The sequence below is a fragment of the Agrobacterium sp. NPDC090273 genome, assembly GCF_044772305.1.
Taxonomy (GTDB): domain Bacteria; phylum Pseudomonadota; class Alphaproteobacteria; order Rhizobiales; family Rhizobiaceae; genus Agrobacterium.
This window is the reverse complement of sequence record NZ_JBIVYN010000012.1, coordinates 132,061-141,032: the sequence shown is the minus strand read 5'-3', so window position 1 is coordinate 141,032 and position 8,972 is coordinate 132,061. Positions and strand designations below refer to the sequence as shown.

Below are 8,972 nucleotides of genomic sequence, written 5' to 3'. Positions count from 1 at the left end.
GCCGCCCTCGTTCAGTGAGCGGACTTATAAACCCACCCCATCAAACAAGTCAACATACCAATTTTCAAAAATACAAAAAATCAAACAAGCTATTGATAAGGCTACTGTATCTCCATTTCGTAGCACAAATTAACAAAATCCTGCCACGCCAAATCCGGCCCCGCAGCAGACCATCAGAACACCCCCGCAAGACGCCCAAAACCACGGCAAAACCCAGGCGACACAAGCCGTCAGCACCGTCAACACGACGTCAGAAACACCGCCTCACAGTCCCGAATCCAGATCCGTCGACGGGCTGAAACGTGCGACAAACGCATGTGCGTCGCCGGGATAGGTGAAACGAACATAGGTCACGGGACCCGCCTTACTCCACGTGCGGCGCTCAACCACCAGGCAAGCCTGTCTTTCCTGCACACCCAATATGCGGGAGATTTCTCTCGATGCGGAGACGGCACAGATGCGATGTTCGGCAGTGCTCCATGGAACATGTTGTAGGAGCCAAGGCCCCGGAGCGACCTCATGGAAGTCAGCGTTTGCCGCATCCGGCACGGCCTTCAGATTGATCAACCGCTGTTCGACACAGAATTCATGGGTGCCGGCGAAATGAATGCAGGCAATATCCAGGAACTCATTGCCGGGATCGGCATCCAGATGCACCAGGTCTTCTGGTTTGGCTTTGCGCCGAACACAACGCAGCACCGTGAAGCGATAATCCAGTCCCAGAGATTCGACCTCGGCGCGGATATCATGAATCTCAAGAACGGCGGACTGAACCTGGGGCTGCCTGACAAAACTGCCTGATTTCTTGCGACGCTCGATCAAACCAGCCTTGGCAAGCTGTGTCATAACCTTGTTGACGGTCATTCGGGAGCAATCATAGTGCGCTGCAAGCTCGACTTCGAACGGCAGCCTGTGGCCCGGCGGCCATTCTCCGGAAACGATGCGCCCTTCGATCTCGCCCAGAATGCGTTGATGCAAGGTCGCTTCTTTGACCGATGTTTTCGCCACGACCGGAATGCCTTTCTACGACGCCTCAACCCGTTCGACAGAGCGCATATCAGCTATTCACCAGATCAGCCATGACCTTGTGGAAGCGGCGGGTGATTGCGTCACGACGGATATGCCGACCCGATTGCACCAGTTCTTTGCCGCGGACCCAGACCGAACCGACCCGAACGCCGCTGGCAAATATCCATTGATCCAGCACTTGCTGGCTGGCGATATAGGGGACATCGGACATATCAAGCGCCACGACATCGGCACTCGCGCCAACATTGATCTTGGCGGCCGCACCCAATGCGATACTACCACCTTCCAGTGAGGATCCAAAAAGCCTCTGACCCGTCGATGAACCAGGCTCCGCGATGACGTTGCGCGCCCGCAGCGAGAGCCGCTGCGAATATTCCAGCATCCGCAACTCCTCGGCGACCGAAATGAGGATATTGGAATCCGAGCCGACACCAAAACGCCCTGCTGCGGCGAGGAAATGCTGAGCGGAAAATGTGCCGTCTCCCAGATTTGCCTCAGTGATGGGGCAAAGACCGGCGATAGCACCGCTTTTCGCCACGCCGTGCGTTTCCGTCTCCGTCATATGGGTGGCATGGATTAGGCACCAGCGAGCATCCACAGCAGCGTTGGCCAGAAGCCACTCCACAGGCCGCGCGCCAGAGAATGCCAAACTATCCTGAACTTCCTTCACCTGTTCGGCGACATGAATATGAATGGGACCGCCTTTTGCCAGCGGTTCAATCGCTGTCAACTCTTCGCCGGTCACGGCGCGCAGACTGTGCGGTGCAATCCCCAACACCGCACCAGGCAAGGCCTTTACAACCCGTTCGGCGCCCTGCATCAGGCGCTGATAGCTGTCGAGCGAATGGATGAAGCGTCTTTGCCCGTCGATCGGCGGCAACCCACCAAAACCGGAATGCGCGTAAAACACTGGCAGCAAGGTCAAGCCGATACCGGTTTCGGATGCCGCCGCACCGATCCGCTCGGCCATTTCAGCCACGTTATCGTAATGCGAGCCATCGCGGTCATTGTGCAGATAATGAAACTCGCCAACCCGGCCAAAACCGGCTTCCAGCATCTCCATATAGAGTTGGGCGGCAACGGCCTCCACCTGGTCCGGGCTCATACTGAGGGCGAACTTGTACATGACAGTGCGCCAGCTCCAGAAACTGTCGTCCGATGGCCCACGAATTTCGGCCAGCCCGGCCATTGCGCGCTGGAAAGCGTGACTATGGAGATTGGGCATGGCGGGAACCACGACCGAATGACAATCGTCCTGTGGGCGCGGTGACGACCCCACCTCTATCGAGGCGATAAGCCCATCCTGAAAAACGATACGGACGTCGTGTGCCCAACCGTTCGGCAGCAGCGCCGATTCCGCGTGAATTGCCGTCACCTCGATGTCTCCCCTCTCGGTTCGTGCAGAGCAGGACGATCCATAACGAGGATTTTTCCAGCTTGCCAAGTCGACTATTATGTATATACATTTAGATAATAAAAGAAAGGCGAAAACAGATGCCCGGGAACAAATCTTCGAACGAAACAACCTCGCTTTTGTCCGAAAAGGTGTGGCGTAACGCTCGGCTCGCGACCCTCGACCCATCACTGACCGGCCTGGGAATCATCGAAAACGGAGCGATTGCCGTTCGAAACGGACGTATCGTCTTTGTCGGCCCGGAAGCCGCCTTGCCCGCCGACCTCGCCGACATAAGTAAGACGATCGATTGCCAGGGACGCTGGATCACTCCCGCACTGATCGACTGCCACACCCATTTGGTTTTCGGCGGCAATCGCGCCATGGAATTCGAGATGCGTTTGAATGGCGCCACCTACGAGGAAATCGCCAAGGCGGGCGGCGGCATCGTCTCTTCCGTGCGGGATACGCGCACACTTTCAGAAGATGCACTGGTGGCGCAGGCCCTGCCCCGTCTCGATACGTTGCTTTCCGAAGGCGTTTCGACCATCGAAATCAAGTCGGGTTACGGCCTCAATATCGAGACCGAACTGAAAATGCTGCGTGTGGCACGCAAACTGCAGACACTTCGCCCGATCCGCATCCTTACCAGCTATCTTGCCGCCCACGCGACGCCCACAGAATACAAGGGTCGAAACGCAGATTACATCAATGATGTCGTTCTGCCCGGGCTTGAACAGGCCCATGCCGAAGGCCTGGTCGATGCCGTCGACGGTTTTTGCGAGGGCATCGCCTTCTCCGTGGAAGACATGCGCCGCGTGTTCGACAAGGCAAAACAGCTCGGTCTGCCCATCAAACTCCATGCCGAACAGCTTTCCAATCTCGGTGGTTCCGAGCTGGCCGCTTCTTTTGGCGCTCTTTCCGCCGATCATCTGGAGTATCTGGATGAGAAAGGCGCGAACGCACTGGCCGAGGCGGGAACGGTTGCCGTTCTTCTTCCAGGTGCGTTTTATGCATTGCGTGAAAAACAGGCGCCCCCTGTTCAGGCATTGCGTGATGCGGGTTGCGACATCGCGCTGGCCACCGATTGCAATCCCGGCACCTCACCGCTGACCTCTCTATTGTTGACGATGAACATGGGCGCGACACTCTTCCGTCTGACCGTGGAAGAATGCCTGACCGCCACGACCCGCACAGCCGCAAAAGCACTTGGCCTCACCTCAGAAACCGGCACGCTGGAGGTTGGCAAGTCTGCGGACCTGGCAATCTGGGACATCGAGCGCCCAAGCGAGCTTGTATACCGCATCGGTTTTAACCCGCTTCATAGCCGCATTTTCAAGGGAGAGACGGTTTCCCCATGACGATCACACTTCATCCAGGCTCGGTGCCGCTTGCCGATCTCGCCAACATCTACTGGAACAACGGCGCCGCCAGACTTGACCGCTCGTTTGATGCCGGCATTGGAAAGGCTGCGCGGCGTATTGCCGAAATCGCAGCCGGCAACGCCCCGGTCTATGGGATCAACACCGGCTTCGGCAAACTCGCGTCGATCAAGATCGATGCTGCCGACGTTGCCACCCTGCAGCGCAATCTCATCCTCTCGCATTGCTGCGGCGTCGGCGCGCCATTGCCGGAAAACGTCGTTCGCCTGATCATGGCCTTGAAGCTCATTTCGCTCGGCCGTGGCGCATCCGGCGTGCGGCTGGAGCTTGTCCGCCTGATTGAAGGGATGCTCGATAAGGGCGTCATTCCCGCCATTCCGGAAAAAGGTTCGGTTGGCGCATCCGGCGATCTGGCGCCGCTTGCTCATATGGCAGCGGTCATGATGGGAGAAGGCGAGGCCTTTTATCAGGGCGCACTTTTGCCTGCAGCAGAGGCGCTGGCGAAAGCCGCGCTTCAACCGGTCGTTCTCGCCGCAAAAGAAGGCCTTGCACTGATCAACGGCACGCAGACGTCCACGGCGCTCGCCCTTGCCGGCCTTTTCAGGGCGCATCGGGCAGCACAGGCCGCGTTGATCACCGGTGCGCTTTCCACCGACGCGGCCATGGGTTCGTCCGCGCCTTTCCATCCGGATATTCACACCCTGCGCGGCCATAAAGGTCAGATCGATGCTGGTGCTGCCCTGCGCCAGCTTCTTGAAGGCTCCGAAATTCGCGTCAGTCATATTGAGGGTGATGAGCGCGTACAGGACCCCTATTGCATTCGTTGCCAACCACAGGTCGACGGCGCCTGCCTGGACCTTCTGCGTCAGGTCGCCCGAACGCTCGAGATCGAAGCCAATGCCGTGACGGACAATCCCTTGGTGCTCTCCGATAATTCTGTCGTCTCAGGCGGAAACTTCCATGCGGAGCCGGTGGCCTTTGCCGCCGACCAGATCGCGTTGGCAATTTGCGAAATCGGTGCAATCGCTCAACGACGCATCGCACTATTGGTCGATCCCTCACTGTCTTACGGCCTACCGGCCTTCCTTTCGAAAAAGCCCGGCTTGAACTCAGGCCTGATGATCGCGGAAGTCACATCAGCAGCGCTGATGAGCGAAAACAAACAGATGTCGCATCCGGCCTCGGTCGATTCGACGCCAACCTCCGCCAACCAGGAAGACCATGTTTCCATGGCCTGCCACGGCGCACGTCGTCTTCTGGCGATGACCGAAAACCTCTTTGCCATTCTCGGCATCGAGGCACTGTCGGCAGTACAGGGTGTCGAACTGCGCGGCCCGCTGAAAACGAGCCCCGAATTGCAGAAGGCGATCGACGTGCTTCGCGCCGAAATTCCATCCTTGGAAGACGATCGCTTCATGGCACCGGAGCTAAAGACAGGGGCTGAATTGATTGCAACGGGCGCACTCGTTTCAGCAATCTCGACCAACATCTTGCCAAAACTGGAGGTTTGAGATGCCTGTCTTTGAGCTGCAACGTGGCAATTCACCCGTCATTTTAGCGTTTCCCCACACCGGTACCGACGTGCCGGCACCGATCTGGAACCGCTTGAATGACAATGGACGCATCCTCGCGGACACCGATTGGCATATTCATGAGCTTTATGCGGGTCTGTTGCCGGAGGCGACGACGGTTCGGGCAACATTCCACCGATATGTCATCGACGCAAACCGCGATCCGTCCGGTACCAGCCTCTATCCCGGCCAGAACACCACCGGCCTTATCCCAGAGACGGATTTCGACGGGAAATCCATCTGGACTTCGGGAGAAGAACCGGATGAAACCGATATCGCTTATCGGCTGGAGACATTCCACCTGCCCTATCATTCCGCACTTGCTGCCGAGATTGAGCGTGTGAAAGCCCTGCATGGTGTTGCCATCCTTTACGATTGCCATTCGATCCGATCGCATATTCCGTTTCTGTTCGAGGGCAAGCTGCCGGATTTCAATATCGGCACGGACATGGGCAAGACCTGCGATCCCGCAATCGAGAAGATCGCTGTTGACGTCACAGACACGGCGGAAGGTTACACCAGCATCCTGAACGGCCGTTTCAAAGGCGGCTGGACGACGCGCCATTATGGCAGACCGGAAACTGGAGCGCATGCCATTCAGATGGAGCTCGCCCAATCCACACACCTGCAAAAAGAAGAGCCGCCTTTTGCTTATGACGAGCAGAAAGCCGGGCGTCTTCGTGCCCATCTCAAAGCCATTCTGACGCGCATCGAAAAAGCTGCGTTCGAGATGAAACCACAAGGGGAAACAGCATGAACAATCCGCGCCACAATATCCGCGATGTCCGCGCGCCGCAGGGCACCGAACTCAACGCAAAAAGCTGGATGACCGAAGCTCCGCTTCGCATGCTGATGAACAATCTCGATCCCGATGTGGCCGAGCGTCCGCATGAACTGGTGGTCTATGGCGGCATTGGTCGCGCAGCGCGCACATGGGACGATTTCGATCGGATCGTCGCGACCCTGAAGGACCTCAACGAAGATGAGACGCTGGTGGTGCAATCGGGCAAACCTGTCGGTGTGTTCCGCACCCACAAGGATGCACCGCGTGTTCTGATCGCCAATTCCAATCTCGTGCCGCACTGGGCGACATGGGACCATTTCAACGAACTGGATAAAAAGGGTCTTGCCATGTACGGCCAGATGACAGCCGGTTCGTGGATCTATATCGGTACGCAGGGCATCGTGCAGGGAACTTACGAGACCTTTGTCGAAGCCGGGCGCCAACATTATGACGGCAACCTCAAGGGCAAATGGATTTTGACCGGCGGTCTCGGTGGCATGGGCGGTGCCCAGCCACTCGCTGCAGTCATGGCCGGCGCCTGCTGCCTTGCCGTCGAATGCGACGAAACCCGCGTCGACTTCAGGCTTCGCACCCGTTACGTCGATGCGAAGGCTCACACGCTGGACGAAGCATTGGCGCTGATCGACCAGTGGACGAAAGCCGGCGAGGCAAAGTCCGTTGGCCTGATCGGCAATGCGGCGGACGTCTTCCCTGAGCTCGTACGACGGGGCATTCGCCCTGATATCGTCACCGACCAGACTTCGGCTCACGATCCGATCCATGGTTATCTGCCTGCTGGATGGACCGTTGCCGAATGGCGCGCCAAACAGGAAAGCGATCCCAAGGCCGTTGAAGCTGCCGCCCGCGCATCGATGAAAGTACACGTTCAGGCGATGGTGGATTTCTGGAACGCAGGCGTTCCCACCCTGGACTACGGCAACAACATTCGTCAGGTGGCCAAAGACGAGGGCCTTGAAAATGCTTTCGCCTTTCCGGGTTTTGTTCCGGCCTATATCCGCCCGCTGTTTTGCCGCGGTATCGGCCCGTTCCGTTGGGCTGCCCTCTCCGGTGACCCGGAGGATATCTACAAGACCGATGCGAAGGTGAAGGAGCTGTTGCCTGATAACAAGCACCTGCACAACTGGCTGGACATGGCGCGCGAACGCATCGCTTTCCAGGGTCTTCCGGCGCGCATTTGCTGGGTTGGTCTCGGCGATCGTCATCGTCTCGGCCTCGCCTTCAATGAGATGGTGAAGAATGGCGAATTGAAAGCGCCGATCGTCATCGGTCGTGACCACCTCGACAGTGGATCGGTCGCGTCCCCGAATCGCGAAACGGAAGCCATGAAGGATGGATCAGATGCCGTGTCCGACTGGCCGCTTCTGAATGCGCTGCTCAACACGGCATCCGGCGCCACCTGGGTATCATTGCACCACGGCGGCGGTGTCGGCATGGGCTTTTCGCAACATTCAGGCATGGTCATTTGCTGCGATGGCAGCGGTGACGCTTCCCGTCGCATCGAGCGGGTTCTGTGGAACGACCCGGCGACCGGCGTGATGCGCCACGCCGATGCCGGTTACGACATCGCGATCGACTGCGCGAAAGAACAGGGTCTTCGCCTGCCCGGCATTCTGGGGAACTAAAAACCAAAGACGGCGGTGAAACTTTTGCCGGTTTGCCGCCGTATTCCTGATAGATGGTCGAAGTTCTGGTTACGATCGTCGAATTTCGTGAAGAGCGTTCGGGGCGGGTATGACGATTTGGTCGGCGGCAATGGAAGATTTATCCCGCCGGCCTCGCAGGTTCATTGCCCTTTTCATCACGGGCATCGTCCTTACTGTCTGGCATGGGGTGGGCATGGCTTCGGAGACCAGGGATGATCGACCAGTGCGGATCGACGTCGGTGGCTACAAGCTCAACAGTTTTCTGGTCGAGCCAGGGCCAGACGCCGATCTTCCCGCGATCGTCTTTATTCATGGCGCCAGCACCAGCCTTTACGATCCGGTCTTCGCGTTTCTTTCAAAACTAAAAGGCAGATCACGGCTGCTATTCGTTGACCGGCCCGGTCATGGCGGTTCCGACGCGGGTGGGGAAGACACAATTCGGCCGGATGGCCAGGCGGATGCAATCGCTGAACTGATGCGCAAGCGCGGGATCTCGCGTGCCATTATCGTTGGTCACTCATTTGGAGGCGCCATCGCCGCAGCGCTTGTTATCCGTCATCCGGAGATGGTGTCGGGGCTCCTCTTCCTGTCACCAGCGCTTTATCCCTGGGACAGTGGCATTGCCTGGTATTACTCGGCTGCCAGCGCGCCTGTCTTTGGGTCACTGTTCAGCACCGTGGTCGCACCGCCACTTGGCATTCTGGCCATAAACCAGGCGATACGCGGGGTGTTTGCACCCAATACACCTCCTCCGAATTACATCAGAGAAACACGCGCGCTCAACGCGCTTCGACCAAACGCCTTCAGACACAATGCGCGGGAAATTTCAGCCTTGAGCGACTGGGCGCGGACCGCTTCGCGACAGTATCCCGCAATCAGGGCTCCAACGATCATAATAACTGGTGATGCGGACCAGATCGTTTCTGCCGAAATACACGCCCGACATCTCGCCAGAGACATCGCCGGATCGATATTGGTTGTCGTGAAAAACCTTGGCCATAAATCGGATTACGTTGCCGCCGACCTCGCGATCGCAGCAATTGAAAAGTTAAGCGGGCGAAGGGTCGACCTTAACGCATCTCGCAGAGAGATTGAAAAACGTATTGCCAATGACCGCAAACGCTGACGAAGCGATAGCTTGCCGGAGAC

Annotated in this window: 7 protein-coding genes; 5 read left to right on the top strand and 2 right to left on the bottom strand. The window is 57.8% G+C overall.

Annotated elements, in window-relative coordinates; all coding sequences use genetic code 11:
• Positions 1–264: 264 nt before the first annotated feature.
• Together hutC and ACIQT8_RS24145 are read right to left on the bottom strand one after the other, a co-directional pair.
• The gene (gene hutC, locus ACIQT8_RS24150) at positions 265–1,008 is read right to left on the bottom strand and encodes a histidine utilization repressor (RefSeq protein ID WP_400970755.1); all 744 of its coding nucleotides are present in this window, start codon (positions 1,006–1,008) and stop codon (positions 265–267) included.
• A 49-nt stretch (positions 1,009–1,057) separates the two neighbouring features.
• The gene (locus ACIQT8_RS24145) at positions 1,058–2,404 is read right to left on the bottom strand and encodes a formimidoylglutamate deiminase (protein ID WP_400970752.1); all 1,347 of its coding nucleotides are present in this window, start codon (positions 2,402–2,404) and stop codon (positions 1,058–1,060) included.
• A gap of 119 nt (positions 2,405–2,523) precedes the next feature.
• On the opposite strand from ACIQT8_RS24145, the gene hutI reads away from it, so the two are divergent.
• The 5 genes from hutI to ACIQT8_RS24120 all read left to right on the top strand — a co-directional run bounded on the left by hutI (position 2,524) and on the right by ACIQT8_RS24120 (position 8,949).
• On the top strand, positions 2,524–3,783 hold the full coding sequence (gene hutI, locus ACIQT8_RS24140; RefSeq protein ID WP_400970749.1) for an imidazolonepropionase: 1,260 nt from the start codon (positions 2,524–2,526) through the stop codon (positions 3,781–3,783).
• Positions 3,780–5,315 carry a histidine ammonia-lyase gene (gene hutH, locus ACIQT8_RS24135; protein WP_400970745.1) on the top strand — a complete coding sequence of 512 codons (1,536 nt, stop codon included), beginning with the start codon at positions 3,780–3,782 and terminating at the stop codon, positions 5,313–5,315. The genes hutI and hutH overlap by 4 nt, the downstream gene beginning before the upstream one ends.
• A gap of 1 nt (position 5,316) precedes the next feature.
• Positions 5,317–6,132: an N-formylglutamate deformylase gene (gene hutG / locus ACIQT8_RS24130; protein WP_400970742.1), complete on the top strand. Its 816-nt coding sequence runs from the start codon at positions 5,317–5,319 to the stop codon at positions 6,130–6,132.
• Entirely contained in the window at positions 6,129–7,802 is a 1,674-nt protein-coding gene (gene hutU, locus ACIQT8_RS24125; RefSeq protein WP_400970739.1) for a urocanate hydratase, read from the top strand. The genes hutG and hutU overlap by 4 nt, the downstream gene beginning before the upstream one ends.
• 130 nt (positions 7,803–7,932) lie before the next feature.
• Complete coding sequence (locus ACIQT8_RS24120) at positions 7,933–8,949, top strand: alpha/beta fold hydrolase (protein WP_400970776.1); 1,017 nt, start codon at positions 7,933–7,935, stop codon at positions 8,947–8,949.
• Positions 8,950–8,972: the final 23 nt, after the last annotated feature.